We start from the raw sequence: 14114 nt of genomic DNA on the forward strand, positions 1-14114 counted from the left end.
GCGGGCCTGGTCACGATGAAGGACATGGCGGAGAACAAGTTCGCAAGCGTGGACGAGTACATCGGGTCGTTTCCCGCTGACGTCCAGGAGGTGCTCGAGGAGGTACGGCGTACGATCCGGGCGGTCGTGCCCGAGGCGGGGGAGAAGATCAGCTACCAGATCCCCACCGTCACGCTGGACGGTAAGGCGTTGATGTACTTCAGCGGGTGGAAGGAGCACATCTCGATCTACCCGATCCCGCCGGTCGACGACGAGCTCGCGGCGCAGATCGAGCCCTACCGCTCCGGCAAGGGCACGTTGAAGGTCCCGCTGAACAAGCCGATCCCGTACGACGTGATCACCCGGCTGACTCAAGCGTTCGTCAAGGCTCGGGCCTAGGACTCACCAGCTCTCGTGGGTCGGCGGACGGTGGTTGGGTCAGGGTCCAGTCGTTGAAGTGCTGGTCGAATCGGTACCAAAGCCTGTCAGCGCCCAGGCGGAGCTGGATCTTGCCCGCTGTGACGCGGTTGGCGTGGATGGTGGCGCCGGGGAGGGCTTGGGCCGCCTCGGCGAGAGCTTGTTCGTCGGTGTCGGCTGGTGCGTCGACGGCGGCTGAGAGACCGCCGGGGCCGCCCTGGCGCCAGGCGACTGCCCAGCTGGTGAGTTGGCGGGCGGGCACGCCGGCTCGGTGCGCCAGGTCGGCCAGCTCGGGCGTGCCGAGGAGTTGAGAGGCGCGGCGGGCGAGGTCTTGGTCGAACGTCAGGTGGAGGCCGCCGTCACCGTCGCCGGAGGCGAATTCCCAAGCACGCTGGGCGGCGTCGGTTGCCAGGGCGACCAGGTCGCGCACGTCCACACCAGACGAGCGCGGCGGGTCCAGAGCCCGGACAGCCGCCGGCAACCCCGGCGCCCCCATCGGCCGCGGCGGCACGGGCACAGGCACAGCCCAGCCGGATGCACCTGCCGCAGCGGCGCCTGCCGCGGTGGCCGGTTCGGCAGGCGTGAGGTGCCGGGCGAAGGCTGTTCTCGCCGGAATCCCCGGGGGCGGTGGTTGGCGGGCTGGGGCGCTCGGGGCCGTGGTGGACCGCCGGGAACGAAGGGATGAGAGAAGCTCGTCTCGCCGCCGGCCACGGAGGAGGAGTAAGGCGAAGGGGTCGTCGTCGAGAGCGTCGGCTACCAGGTAGCAGACGGCGGCTGAGTGTTTACAGGGAACGGCGAAGTCTGGACAGCTGCAATTGGTGAGGACTTCGCCGGCGCCCGGGAACAGATCCAGGCCGGCGGCGTGGACGTCGTCGACCACCTCAGGAGGTAGCTCACCATCGAGCAGCGCGGCAACCCGGCCGATCTGTGCCGAGACGATGTCGAGTACGGCGTCCCACTCGGCCGTCGTGAACGCCCGGATCCTGACCGTCACCTGGTACGGCGTGACGCGGCTGCCCTGGACCACGGCCTCCACCTCACCGGGTGAGACCGTCAGCTCGAGCACACTCCCGCGACGCGCGTACGAACGTCCACGCGACAGCCGATTCGGGTCGAGCCGAGCCCGTTGCTCCAACGCCTCGAGCCACGCCCGCCCCCACCACGTCGCCCCGAACGGCCGTCGGCTACCAGGTCCCCTGGCCGCGGGCAGTCCCGCATCCTCGCCCTTGCGCCGCCACCCCTGCCACGGCACCCGCTCATTCATCATCCTCACCTGCCAAAGACTGGGTGGCTGGAAGCGTCCCGCCCGAGCGGCCCACCGCAGAAGGGTTGTAGGCGCTCGCCGAGCCCGACTTGGCCGGCCCGGTCGACAGCTCCACGAGCTCGGTCAGCTCCGCATCCGACAGCTCGCTCAGCCAGGCCTCACCCGATCCGACGACCGCGTCGGCGAGGTCGCGCTTGCTTGCGATGACGGTGGAGATGCGGTCTTCCAACGTGTTCTCGGTGACCAGGCGGTGGACTTGGACCGGCCGGTCCTGTCCGATGCGATAGGCACGGTCGGTTGCCTGGTCCTCGACGGCCGGATTCCACCAGCGGTCGTAGTGCACCACGTGGGTCGCGCGGGTGAGGGTCAGCCCGACCCCGCCGGCCTTCAGAGACAGCAGGAAGACCTGAGCCTCCCCGGCCTGGAACTCCGCGACCAGCTGCTCCCGCTTCCGCACCCCGATCCCGCCGTGCAGGAACAACGACTTGATCTGCCGAGCCGCCAGATGTGCCTCGATCAGCCGGCACATCTCGACGTACTGGCTGAAGATCAGGACCGACTCGCCCTCGGCCAGGATCACGTCGAGCAGCTCGTCCAGCGCGGCCAGCTTGCCCGAGCGTCGCTCCAGCGGACCCGGCTCGTGCAGGAACTGGGCCGGATGGTTGCACACCTGCTTCAACTGCGTCAGCAGGCTGAGCACCAGCCCGCGCCGCGCGATGCCCTCGGCAGACTCGATCTTCGCCAGTGTTTCCTTGGCAACCGCCTGGTACAGCGTGGCCTGCTCCACCGTGAGTGGTACGACGACATCGTGCTCGGTCTTCTGCGGCAGCTCCGGCGCGATCCCCGGATCGCTCTTCCGGCGCCGCAGCAGGAAGGGCCGCGTCACCCGCGCGAGCCGGGCGGTCGCCTCCTCGTCGCGATACCGCTCGACCGGTACGGCGACATCGTGCCGGAACCGGTCCAGCGTCCCCAGCAACCCCGGCGCGGCCCAGTCCAGAATCGACCACAGCTCGGACAACCGGTTCTCCACCGGTGTCCCGGTCAGCGCGATCCTGGTTGCCGATGGCAACGTCCGCAGGGCCCGCGCCGTCCGGGACAACGGGTTCTTCGCATGCTGAGCTTCGTCCGCGACCGCGAGCCGCCAGAACACCTCACCGAGGGCGCGATGGTCCTGCCGCACCACGCCGTACGTCGTCAGCACGACTTCGTCCGGCGCGAGGTCGCTCAGCGTCCGCCCGGCACCGTGATACCGCCGGGTCGGCACGTCCGGCGCGAACCGCGCGAACTCCCGCTCCCACGTCCCGAGCAGTGTCGACGGGCACACCACCACCGTCGGTCCACGACCCCGCAGCTGAAGGTGCAGGGCGATCACCTGGATCGTCTTGCCCAGACCCATGTCGTCAGCCAGACATCCGCCCAGACCGAGGTCCGCGAGCTGGGCCATCCATGCCACACCCCGCCGCTGGTACTCGCGCAGCGTCGCCTGTAAACCGGCCGGCTCCGCGAACGGCACCGGCTCCTCGGCGGCTCGCAGCCGGGCGAGCATCGACGCCAGCGATCCGTTCGGATCGAAGGCGACCAGCTCGCCGTCGACCTCGATCGTCCCGGTCAACGCCGCACCGAGTGCCTCCGCGCCGGTCAGCTTCCGGGTGCCACCGCGGCGCAGCTTCCGCACCAGGTCGTGGTCGACGCGCACCCAGCGCCCGCGCATCCGGATCATCGGCCGCTTCGCCTCGGCGAGCGCCGCGACCTCCTGCTCGGTCAGCTCCTGTCCGTCCAGCGTCGGTCGCCACCGGAACGCCACGAGCTCGTTCAAGTTGAAGTCAGGCCCGGTCACCGCGCCTGGTGTCGGCGTCGCGACCGTCCCACGCACAGCCAACTCACCCGCGAACAACTCGGTCGGCCAGAGCACCTCGATCCCGGCGCCTTCCAACGCCGTACTGCCCTCCGCCAACTCTTCCAAAGCCGCGTCGTCGACTTCGACCTCCGACGGAGCCGCATCCCGCAGTGCGGCACCCAGCGGCGGCCAGACCCGGGCACCACGCCGCAACGCCAGCAGCAGATCGGTCTCCGCCCGCTCGCCGAGCGCGGCGAGGACCGCAGCCGGCGCACTCCACACGTCCTCGACGTCCACCAACAGGCTCGGATCGACGCCGCTGCGCAGCTGCAAGACCGCCCGGAAGTCGGCATCGTCGTCCGGCGGCTCGATCCGCAGCACCAATCGCGCTCCGGCCGCCTCGCTCTGCGCGGTCTCCTCCAGCCACGCGGTCGGCCCTGTCACCTCGACCGGCTCCGCCGAGGCGAACGCCGCGGCACCGGGACGTACGGCGACCGTCGCCGCAGGCGTCCGCACCAGCGTGTCCGCGATCGCATCCCAGAACGCCCGCACCAGCTGCTCCGGATCGACCAGCCGCACCGGCCGTGTCCCTTCGATCGGCAAGGCATGCCCGTACGGCGGGATGGCGGCACCGAGGTTCTTCAACCAGCCGCGATCCAACGGATCCAGCGGCGCCACCCGCCAAGCGCCGTACCCGCTCGGGCTGCGATCCGGGACGAGTCGTCCCCGCGCGATCAGCCCCATCCCAGCCAGCGCCGCCGCGCGCCAAGCCTCCCAGCTGGCCGAGTCGACGGATCGGTCCGATCCCTGGCCCAGCCGATCGAGCACCTCCGAGATGCTCAGCAACCGCGCCGGCACCGTCGTCCGCCGTACCTGCGAGCCCTTCGGCAGCACGAGCTCGACCGTCCCGTCCGCGACCTCGCCCGCCGCCGCCAGGTCGCCGTACAACGCCAACCGGCCCGCGCGCGGCGGGTCGGCTGGGACGAAGACGGCGTCGAACATGCCCTGCACAGTACGCCGGACCGCCGACAGATTCCTGCCCATCGGCGACACCTGTGGACAACCGCCGGATTTGACCTCAACTCACGTTGAGGTTGCAGTCTCAGAGCACTCAAGAACCCACAAGGAGCAGCCATGCGAGCAGCTGTAGTAACCGAGTTCGGCGGTCCCGAGGTGATCAAGACCCAGGACTGGCCCGACCCGGTGCCGGGCGCCGGCGAGGCCCTGATCGAGGTCGCGGTGGCCGACGTCATCTTCGTCGACACCGCGATCCGGCAAGGCCAGCACAGTGACTACTTCGACGTGAGGCCGCCGTACGTGCCAGGGAGTTCACTCGCCGGCACGGTCCGCGCAGTCGGCCCGGACGTGTCCACCGACTGGATCGGCAAGACCGTACTCGGCCGCGCCTTCGGCTTCGGCGCGCAAGCCGAGCTTGCCCGAGCCAACGCCACCGACTTGGTCGAAGTCCCGGCCGAACTCAACCTGGAAACGGCAATCGCGGTCTTCGGCGATGGCTTCACCGCACTCATGCTGGAGGACCTCGCTCCGCCGATGCAGGGCAAGGAGGTGCTGATCACGGCGTCCGCGGGCGGCATGGGTCTGCTCCTGATCCAGCTGGCCCACAGCGCGGGTGCACACGTGATCGCCGCGGCGCGCGGGCAGGCGAAACTCGACCTCAGCAAGGCACAGGGCGCGGACGTGGTGATCGACTACTCGAAGCCGAGCTGGGAGAAGTTGGTGCTCGAGGCAACCGGCAACCAAGGTGCGGACATCGTCTTCGAAGGCGCCGGCGGTCAGCTCGGCGCGACCGCGTTCACCGTGGTCAAGGACGGCGGCTGGTTCTCCGCCCATGGCGCCCCGAGCGGCGACTTCGCGGCATACGACGCAGACGACGCCGAACGACGCGGCATCACGGTGAAGGGCATCAACGATCTCAGAGCCGACACCACCAGTACGACGATCACGGGGGCCGACGTGATCGCCAGAGCCGTCGCCGGTGACCTCAAACCCGTGGTGGACAAGGTCTACGACCTCGACCACGTGGCCGACGCCCACACGGCCCTGGAGCAGCGCACCCTGCTAGGCAAGGCGCTTATCCGCGTACGAGGCTAGTCGCCGACCGGCTGGTCCGAGTGGTCGGTAACAGCAGGTGGGGTCGGGCGGGCCGCGACGATGCGGTTGCGCCCGTCCCGCTTCGCACTGAGCAGTGCGTTGTCGGCCGCGAGGACCAGCTGGTCCATGGTGTCAGCGACATCCGGATACACCGCTGCACCGAACGAGGCCGGCACACCGGTGATCACCGCAGTGGACGCAGTGGCTGTATCCACTGACACGCTCAACGTGCTGAGCCGGTCCCGGACCCGCTCGGCCACCTCCAGCACCTCAGACTCCGAGGCACCGGGCAGCAGCACGGCCAGCTCGTCGCCACCGACTCGAGCGACCAGATCGCCCTGCCGGACCTCCGCACGCACGCACTCACCGACCGCACGCAGCGCCTGGTCCCCAGCCGGGTGGCCGTAGGTGTCGTTGATCTCCTTGAACTTGTCCAGGTCCAGCATCAGCAGACCGACCGAGCTGCGCAGGGTCTCCGCACGAGCCAGCTCAGCCGGCACCGCACTGGCCCAGTACGCCGGAGTCGCCAGACCGGTCTTCACGTCAGTACCTGCAGCGCGCTGGAACTGCGGTAGCAGTAGGTCACGGTGTAGCGTCAGTACAGTCACCATCAGGATCGGTACCACCCACGGGTACGACGCCTGCAGCGCGGCAACCGCCACACCGAGTCCGAGACCGGCCACCACGACAAGCTGGTCGGCGAGGTCACCCAGGGCGCCGCGGGCGGTGGCGTCGGGGGAGGAGAGCAGGATCGCGCCGATCACCAGCGCGAAGTTCACCAGCCACCAGGTCGCGGCAGCACCCACCACGACCAGCAGCGTCCACGGCCCGGTCGGGACACGGGGCTCGGTCAGCAGGCCGCCACCACGCAGTACGCCGGCAGCGGCCGCGCTGGCCAGGATGAAAGTACTAGCCGAGAACACCTTGCGGTGCGCAATCGTCCGTCCGTAGACCCGGATCCAGGAGTACCCGTAGGACACGACGATCAGTGCGACCACCAGACTGAGCGGAAGCAGCAGCAGGCCGGCGAAGACCCAAAGACTCTTCAGATTGGTGTAAGGCGAAGTGTTCGCCGCCATCTCGCGTCGGCGCTCGATCCCGCGGGCTGACTCCAGATGGAGCACCGAGGCGGCTGCCAGCACCGCGAAAGCGGCCCACTCGGTCGGCCTGACGCCGGTTCCGGCGCCGGAGACCGTCGAGGCCAGAGCCAAGGCGGTGATTATGACTGCGACAGCGTCGACGCCGAGCACATAGCTCAGCGCAGGACGCGGCAACGACCAGAGCTTCCACCGGCGGGGTGGCACCCAATTGCTCCGACCGATCAGAATCATGGTGGCCTCACACGGATAGACCTGAACGGTTATTCCGTAATAGTAACTGCCCGTTCACGCGAGGTCATCCCCGGGCCCGCATAAATCCATCTGACGGATGGCGAAGGAAGGATCAGCACCATGTCGAAGATCAGCACCGGCAACGAGTGGTTCAACGGCGGCAACGAGTGGTTCACCGGCGGTGGGAACGAGTGGCTGCACGGCGGGAACGAGTGGTTCCGCGGCGGGAACGAGTGGTTCACGCAGAGTGGCAACGAGTGGCTCCGGCGGCCGGGCGGCTCCGGTAACGAGTGGTTCACCACCGGTAACGAGTGGTGACCGCCCGAACACTCCCGACATTTCTTTACTGACAATTTACGGAGTCCGTCCGGAGGTATTCCCTGAATCTCCGGACGCTCATCCGGTCGCCATTTCGGGGGAGCCGGTCCCGGATCGGCGGGCGCGTGTCCAGGCGGTGCCCGCCGCCAGGGCCGCCACCGCGCCCACGGCGCCCGTGACGCCCAGCGCGAACGACGGCGACGACTGGTCCGCGATCAGGCCGGCCAGCAGGATGCCGACGCCCTGGCTGCTCTTCAACGCCGTGCTGGCGACTCCGAAGGCCTGACCGCGCTGTGAGTCCGGCACGGCCTGAACGAAGGCCGCGCTGGTCGGTAAGTGGTACGCCGAGGCCAGACCGGACACGGCCCACAGCGCGACCGTGGGCAGCAGGCCCGGCGCCAGGAAGCAGACAATCAGTGGTGCACAGGCCAGGACGGCAAGCGGCCCCAGAATTCCCATCCGCCGCTCAGGCGGAAGCAGAGTGATCAGCCACATACCCGCGACAGCACCGGCCGGGCTCGCGGCGAGCAGCAGGCCGGCGGCTTCGGTCCCTCCACCGATCTCATGCGCGTAGGGGACCGCCAGACCCTCCACAGTCACGTAGAACCCGGCGATGGTCGCCAGCACGACCAGCGTGCGCAGTTTTGGCGTACGGGCGACCAGTGAGAAGCCGGAGGCGAGTTCTTTGAAGTAGGTGCCCGGTGGCTCGTTAGTGCCACGGGTCGGCACCGGGCGGCGTCGTACGCCGAAGGCTATGAGGGCCGCGGACAGCAGGAAAGTGGCGGAGTCCAGCAGCAGACCACCTGATGTACCCACTGCGACCACGACGACACCACCGGTGCCGAAGCCGAGCACCTGGCTGAACTGCACGACCATGTCGTTGGCAGCCTTGCCCAGCACGTAGTGATCCCCTGGCAGTACGGCGGGGAGCGTGGCAGCGCGTGCAGCGTTGAAGGGCGAACCGAAAGCCTGCACGGCGAGCAGGAGCAGGATGACGACCAGCAGCGGCAGAGCCTGAATCGCCATCGCTGCAACGAGAACGGCGCGAGCCAGGTCGGTGACGATCATCACAGTGCGGCGGGGGTAGCGATCGGCGAACCCGGCGAGCAGCGGCCCGAACACCAGGTCGGGCACGTAAGTCAGCGCATAAGTCAGGGCGGTGAGACCGGCGGACTCGGTGCGGTCGAAGACCAGCACGGACAGCGCGATCCGAGCCAGCTGGTCGCCCACGACGGACAGTACGCCGGCCAGGAACAACGCCCTGAACTCCGCGTGACTGAACACGTCCCGCCAGCGGGCACGCTCGATCACCCCACCCTCCATACTTTGACCTTAACCACAATCCGTGGCGTGACACCTCCCGCCTGTGACTGAAAGGGTTTCCCTGCAGCGGCAGGAGGATGGTTCAAAGGTTTGATCGCGGCGCATCAGTGCCACATGGTGAACCCGGTGGCGCCCGATTTGGATGAAGGTTCTACTCTGGAGATCTCTGGTACCGGGGTCTGGGCGGGGCGGCCCCGACCCTGGTACCGGAGCTCTTCTTTGTCCGGCCCCTGTCGTCGGCCGGTCCGACAAAAACTGTCGGTGGCGCCCGGTAGCGTTCTCAGTGCCAGGGGCGGCTCCTGGACGTGCTTCCTTCTCCTTCACCAGGCCAAGTAGCGCGTTCGCTCTCCGCCCCTGGCGCGTTCTTCCATGGAGTCGAGCCGGAGCCACTGGGGAGGTGCCGTGATGCCGGATCAGCACGCGCAGGCCGCCGTACTGCTGCGCCGCCGGCGGCTGGTCGACCCGACCACGCTCACTCCATCGGTCCGGCGTTCCGCCTGGCGATGGCTGCGTCGCCCGCTCACGATCCAGTCGGGGCTGTCCGCTCTGCAGGCCGAGCTGGTTCAGCGCGGCTTCCTGTTGTCTGTGGCGCTGTATCGCCACTGCTCCGGTTTGTCGGCGCCTGCTCTGGCGGGCTTCGGCCGCGCGTTGCTCGAGCTGCTCGACGCGGAGTCCGGGCACGACCAGCAGCATGTGCCACTGTTCCGCGGCTTCCCGGAGAGCGTGCCGGGCAACACCGAGGCTTTCTACATCAACAGGGTCTTCGCGCGGTTGCTGCAGGAGCCGGAGCAGCCGTGCGTGCTCTGCGGCGATGCGAAGTCGGTCCACGCCGTCTCGCCCTGCGCGCACCTGGTCTGCCGGACGTGCTGGGACGGCTCCGCCTTCAGTGCCTGCCCGTTGTGCCTGCGCCGGATCAATCCCCACGATCCGTTCCTGAAGCCGTCGTTCGACGAGGTGCAGCCCGCCCACGTGCGCTCCGACCGCCTGCGGTTGCTGACCGTGGCGCCGGCCGACGCGGTCCGGACGACAGTCGATGCCCTGCTGGTACGGCGCTCGCCGCTGTCTGCTGTGGATCGTGCCGATCTGCAAGTTCTGCTGTCCGAAGCGGACCCTTCGTGGCTGCCTGACGAGATCCCGGTCCGGGAGACGCGGGCGCTGGTCCTCGCTCACTTCCTCCGCGACCACCCTGAGGTGATCGATCGCGCCAGTACGGCGACCGATGTACTGCGGCTCCTCTATGCACTCATGGACGCCGACCCAGGGTTGCGGACGCCGCCGGTCCGGCGGAAGTCGTTGCCGCGGGCAATTCGGCGGCTGGTGCTGGCGCGGCTCGACCGGTTGCCGGCCGAGACCTTGATCGAGGACATGCGCCGGCACGAACGGGCCTGGAAGCGGATCGCGGAGAACCTGCACCCGTTCGAGTTCGCGACGCGTCACCCGCTCGCCGCGCTAGCGTTCGCGGTGCTGCGCCGTACCAATCTCGATCTGAGCACGGCGGCAGGGCGAGCGGTGGCGGGGGAGGCTGCCCGGCATCCCTTTGTCCGCGTGGAGGGCGGGCGGCTGAGTACGAGCACCTTCGCGTCCCGGGTCGAGGCTGCTTTCGAGACCAGGCCTGGGCATGCGCTCGACCTGTTGCGGCAGCGGCCGGGGGAGTTGGTACGGCGACTGGTGCAGCTGGCGCGGGCGTTGCCGGCGGATCAGCACGGTGCGCTGGTGGATGCGTTGGCGACGGCTGTCTCGGACGTGTCGCCGGTGGTGCTCACGGCGGCGCTCGGTCAGGTCCGCACGCCACCGGGCGATCTGCGGCTGTTCTTCCCTCGTGGTGGGACCGCACGGATCTGGACGTCGGTGGACGAGCGGGAGCCGTTGCCGACCGAGCTCGCCACCGCGCTGTCCGGCGTACTGGTGGGGGAAATGTTGCGGCGGGCAACGGGCTTGCCGCGCTTGCGGCGGGTCTTCCTGGACGAGGAGCTTGCTCGGCTGGCGGCGCCTGGCTCGGAGCGAAGTGCGTCGTCGACGTTGCTGCGGATGACGCGGGGGAGTGCGGTGCCGATCCCGCAGGACGAGTTGCTGCGGTTGTTCCTGCACTGGGTCGAGCCGCGCGGGCGGCGTGTGGATCTTGACCTGTCGGTCGCGGTGTTCGACGAGGGGTGGGGCTTTGTCGGGCTGTGTGACTACACGCGGCTGCGGTTCGACCAGGACGCGTTGGTGCACTCGGGTGATCTGACCTCGGCGCCGGGGCCGCATGGGTCGACGGAGTTCGTGGATCTGGACCTGCGGGCGGTGCGGCGGGTCGGCGGCCGGTACGTGCTGCCCGTCGTGTTCAGCTACAACAACGTGCCGTTCGACGAGCTCGAGCGTGGGTTCGTCGGGGTGATGCGGCAGCCGACCGGGCTGTTCGATCCGGCCGCGGTTGGGGAGCGGTTCGACCTGGCCGGGCCGGCGAAGATCCTGCTCCCGTTCGGCGTGGACCTGCAGACGAAGGAACTGCGCTGGTACGACGTCAACCTCAGCGCGGCCGGGTACGGGCACAACATCGTGCGGTACGGCCGTCACCTGGCGCTGATGGCGGCGACGATGGAGGAAGTGCACGGCGCCGGGGACCGGGTGAGCCTGTGGGAGGTCTGCTGCTGGCACGCCGCCGCGCGGTCGGACGAGGTCGTCGTGCGGTGTGCAGACGGCTCGGTGGTCGGCTACCTGCGGGATCCGGCTGAGGATCTCTCGACTTTCGCCCGCCGCCTCACCGCCCGGTTGGAGCCGGACCGGGCCTGGGACCAGGACGCCGCCGAGCGTTCCGACTTCGCCGCCGTACTCAGCGCTGACATCACTCCACGGGCAGGCGCCCAGGTCTACGCCCTCCACCCCCAGCTCCTGGATCCCGCCACCCACACCCTCATCGACGCCCCCCACCTCCTGACCACCCTCGCCCCCGACACCCGAGCCCAGACCCCCGCAAACCTCCCCAACTGACCCCCGGGGCCTGCGGGTCAACTCCAGAGCGCGACCGGGCGTCAGCACGGGCACGCTGCAGCCCGGGTATGCACAGGAGCGTGGGTGGGCGCGGAGGGCGGGTCTGCACAGCAGCGTGGGTGGGCGCGGAGCGCGGTGTACAGGTCAGCGTGGGCTGCACGGAGGGCGGCGTGCGTATGTGTGGGCGCCCGAGGGCGGGTGCGGAAGGCGGGCGCGGCGGGCGGGTGTGCACGTCAGTGTGGGCTGCACGGAGGGCGGCGTGCGTATGTGTGGGCGCCGAGGGCGGGCGCGGAATGCGGGCGCGGCGGGAGGGTGTGCACGTCAGCGTGGGTGCACGTCAGCGTGGGTGTGCACGCAGGGCGGCGTGCATGAGTGTGTGGGCGGGCGTGGAGGGCGGGGTGCACGTCAGCGTGGGTGTGCGTGGAGGGCTGGTGTGCACGTGTGTGCGGGCGGGGGCCGCGGTCGCGAGGCTGATGCGCAGACCCGCGCCGTCCTCGCGAACTGGTGCGCCATCCGCGCGGGAGCTGAGTGCACCTCGCGCCCCCGCCGCGCTCGCCAGCCGGTGCGCCCATCCGCGCATGTGAGACGACGTGCACTCCGCGTCGTCCCGCCGCGCTCGCCGGCTGATACGTCCACCCGTGCTCTGGCGCCCACCCGCGCCCGTGAGCTGACGTGTACACCCGGTGGGACTAGCGGGGTGGGGGTTGGCTGGGGAGTTTGACAATTCTGTGACGCGGGGGGTCTTTTGCTTTGGCTGGCCGGGGAGCGGGGGTACAACGGAATTGACTGCGAAGGGAGCCACGAATGACATACGACGTGGTGGTGCTCATCGAGCGGGAGATGAGCGAGGGCGACGCGCGCCGCGTTGCCGCCCTGCACGCAAGGTACGAGGAACCCGTTCAGTACCACCTGCTCGTCTCCAGCCATCCGGAGAGTGGATTCGGTGGCCCGATGGCGTTGCTGGGGTCGAGTTTCGCCGACGTGGCCGGTCTGACCGCCGCCTCGCCCGTCGCCGAACCTGTCACGGCCCCGCCCCCCACGAGATTCGGTGCGACGCTAACCTCATCCGGCCCGCCGGCTGTGAGCAGGTCCAGTACGGCGGGAACGCTCGCTGACCCCGCTGTCGACCTGGCGTCGGTGATCGAGCACAGTTCGCGCCGGCTTCGAACAGTCAGCGGACGTCCGGTGCACGTCTCCATCACGCACGGCGAGGTCCTGCTGGCCTTGATGACCCTGGTCAGGAGAACCGAGTGCCACGAGGTCGTGGTGGTCGCCTGGCCGGAGACGGCCGCGAGCTTCCTCTGCTCCGACTGGACCACGAAGGCCCGCAAGGTCCTGAAAGTCCCCCGAGTCCGAATCCTCGAGCACGACACCTGACCCCGGCTGACCGGTTGTTTGACCGCTGACCTGCTGTAACCCGCCAGCGGTCAAACAACCCGTCATTGGCAACCAGTCACAGGCAACCAGTCATCCGCCAGCCACCGTCGATGTGGGTCAGCCGCGGCAGGCTGTCCACAGGTTCAAAGTGGACGGCGGGGGCGTGGGCCTAATGCGGCATGTTCTTGGGTGTGAATGGAAAACTCAAGGTGATTGCGGCTGCCCGCGGCGGCTGGTTCGCGCGGGACGACGTACTCGCCGCGGGGTATTCGGACGCCGAGATCCGGAGTCGGGTGGCTTCGGGCCAGTGGGTGCGCCTCACGCGCGGTGCCTATGCCGAGCCCGGGTCTGAGGTTGAGGCCATGGCTAGCTGGGATCGGGAGGTGTGGCGGCACGTTCGCACGGCCAAGGCTGTCTACCAGCGTCTTGGCGGGCGGGCTGTGGTGAGCCACCAGTCCGCACTGCTGCTCCATGGAGTCACGGTGTCTGAGCTCGAACTCACGCGGGTGCATGTGACCAGGCTGACGGGCAGCGGACGGTCCGGTGACTCCGTTTGTCAGCACGCGGCTCGTCCGCCGGTTTGTGAGTGGGCCGAGGTAGATGGCGTCCGGGTGACACGTGGTGCGCGAGCTGTGGTGGAGGCAATTCGCGCAACGTCGTACCCGGTTGGTGTGTCAGTGGTCGATCTGGCGCTTCGGCTGCGTGTGGCGACGGTGGAGCAGTTGAGCGACGCTCTGGAGCTGTTCGCCAACCGGCCCGGCATCAGGTCGGCGACCAGGGCGGTCCAGTTCGCCGACGGCCGGGCAGAGTCGGTCGGCGAGTCACGGCTGCGGGTGCTGCTGGCGGAGCTCGGGTTCCCCGCCCCGATCCCGCAGGCCGAGATCTACGACACCTCCGGCCGGTTGGTCGCACGCGTCGACTTCCTTTTGAGTGACTGGGGCGTCGTGGTCGAGTTCGACGGCGCCGTGAAGTATGGCGGTGGTGCTCCGGCCGCCCTGATCGCGGAAAAGGTCCGCGAGGACCGCCTGCGCGACCTCGGCTACGAGGTCGTCCGCGCCACCTGGCCAGACCTCAACCACCCACCCCACCTCCGAGCTCGCCTCGACCGGGCGATCAACCGCTCGCGCCCGTCGTCGCTGACGGGTTATGTCACCACTGGCGGGTTGTAACACGCCATCGGTGACAC

10 protein-coding genes and 1 pseudogene are annotated in these 14114 nt (G+C 69.1%); 7 read left to right on the forward strand and 4 right to left on the reverse strand.

All coding sequences use genetic code 11. The annotated features are described in order from the left end of the window. Positions 1–24 precede the first annotated feature (24 nt). A complete protein-coding gene (locus AB0F43_RS29610; RefSeq protein WP_360483993.1) occupies positions 25–378 on the forward strand; it encodes a DUF1801 domain-containing protein in 354 nt (117 codons plus the stop codon). On the opposite strand, the gene AB0F43_RS29615 is transcribed toward AB0F43_RS29610, so the two are convergent. Together AB0F43_RS29615 and AB0F43_RS29620 are read right to left on the reverse strand one after the other, a co-directional pair. Next, on the reverse strand, positions 362–1663 hold the full coding sequence (locus AB0F43_RS29615; RefSeq protein WP_360484706.1) for an SWIM zinc finger family protein: 1302 nt from the start codon (positions 1661–1663) through the stop codon (positions 362–364). The two genes, AB0F43_RS29610 and AB0F43_RS29615, sit on opposite strands and share 17 nt — an antisense overlap. Further along, positions 1653–4541, reverse strand: a complete 2889-nt coding sequence (locus AB0F43_RS29620) for a DEAD/DEAH box helicase (RefSeq protein WP_360483996.1) — start codon at positions 4539–4541, stop codon at positions 1653–1655. The genes AB0F43_RS29615 and AB0F43_RS29620 overlap by 11 nt, the downstream gene beginning before the upstream one ends. A gap of 90 nt (positions 4542–4631) precedes the next feature. Here AB0F43_RS29620 and AB0F43_RS29625 point away from each other — a divergent pair, with 90 nt between their 5' ends. Further along, complete coding sequence (locus AB0F43_RS29625) at positions 4632–5609, forward strand: zinc-binding dehydrogenase (RefSeq protein ID WP_360483999.1); 978 nt, start codon at positions 4632–4634, stop codon at positions 5607–5609. Here AB0F43_RS29625 and AB0F43_RS29630 read toward each other — a convergent pair. Beyond that, entirely contained in the window at positions 5606–6940 is a 1335-nt protein-coding gene (locus AB0F43_RS29630) for a GGDEF domain-containing protein (RefSeq protein WP_360484002.1), read from the reverse strand. The two genes, AB0F43_RS29625 and AB0F43_RS29630, sit on opposite strands and share 4 nt — an antisense overlap. Positions 6941–7060: 120 nt before the next feature. Here AB0F43_RS29630 and AB0F43_RS29635 point away from each other — a divergent pair, with 120 nt between their 5' ends. Then, positions 7061–7258: a DEAD/DEAH box helicase gene (locus tag AB0F43_RS29635; protein WP_360484005.1), complete on the forward strand. Its 198-nt coding sequence runs from the start codon at positions 7061–7063 to the stop codon at positions 7256–7258. A gap of 78 nt (positions 7259–7336) precedes the next feature. On the opposite strand, the gene AB0F43_RS29640 is transcribed toward AB0F43_RS29635, so the two are convergent. Then, positions 7337–8581 (reverse strand): MFS transporter, encoded by a 1245-nt coding sequence (locus AB0F43_RS29640; protein WP_360484008.1) that lies wholly within the window; start codon positions 8579–8581, stop codon positions 7337–7339. Between the two features lie 405 nt (positions 8582–8986). Between AB0F43_RS29640 and AB0F43_RS29645 the strand changes: the two genes are divergently transcribed. The 4 genes and pseudogenes from AB0F43_RS29645 to AB0F43_RS29660 all read left to right on the forward strand — a co-directional run bounded on the left by AB0F43_RS29645 (position 8987) and on the right by AB0F43_RS29660 (position 14097). After that, positions 8987–11551 carry an MXAN_6230/SCO0854 family RING domain-containing protein gene (locus tag AB0F43_RS29645; protein ID WP_360484011.1) on the forward strand — a complete coding sequence of 855 codons (2565 nt, stop codon included), beginning with the start codon at positions 8987–8989 and terminating at the stop codon, positions 11549–11551. A gap of 804 nt (positions 11552–12355) precedes the next feature. After that, positions 12356–12928 carry a hypothetical protein gene (locus tag AB0F43_RS29650; protein ID WP_360484014.1) on the forward strand — a complete coding sequence of 191 codons (573 nt, stop codon included), beginning with the start codon at positions 12356–12358 and terminating at the stop codon, positions 12926–12928. A 179-nt stretch (positions 12929–13107) separates the two neighbouring features. Continuing rightward, positions 13108–13257: pseudogene (locus AB0F43_RS29655) on the forward strand (type IV toxin-antitoxin system AbiEi family antitoxin domain-containing protein); the annotation flags it as partial. A 342-nt stretch (positions 13258–13599) separates the two neighbouring features. Further along, positions 13600–14097, forward strand: a complete 498-nt coding sequence (locus AB0F43_RS29660) for a hypothetical protein (RefSeq protein ID WP_360484738.1) — start codon at positions 13600–13602, stop codon at positions 14095–14097. Positions 14098–14114 lie beyond the last annotated feature (17 nt).

It is taken from the genome of Kribbella sp. NPDC023972 (assembly GCF_040639075.1).
Lineage (GTDB): Bacteria > Actinomycetota > Actinomycetes > Propionibacteriales > Kribbellaceae > Kribbella.